We start from the raw sequence: 218 nt of genomic DNA on the forward strand, positions 1-218 counted from the left end.
GAGCAAGTCACCGGTCGGACGGTGCCTTTTGTCGATGGGCCGCGGCGGGCAGGCGATTGCACCAAGCTGGTCTCGGGATCGGAACGGGCGACGCGCGACCTGCATTGGCGTCCTGAACGATCAACGCTGGCGCAGATGATCGCCGATGCCTGGCGCTGGCACCAGACAGGCGGTTACGGCGACAACCCGGATGATGGATAACCCGATCCCCGGCCGTC

The 218-nt window shown here is 66.1% G+C and carries 1 pseudogene; it reads left to right on the forward strand.

Features of this window, described 5'->3' with window-relative positions:
• A pseudogene (locus tag NLM59_RS11740) lies at positions 1 to 201 on the forward strand (hypothetical protein); the annotation flags it as partial.
• Between the last annotated feature and the right edge of the window lie 17 nt (positions 202 to 218).

This window comes from Profundicola chukchiensis (assembly GCF_029664245.1).
In the GTDB taxonomy this organism is placed as follows: Bacteria; Bacteroidota; Bacteroidia; order Flavobacteriales; family Weeksellaceae; genus Profundicola; species Profundicola chukchiensis.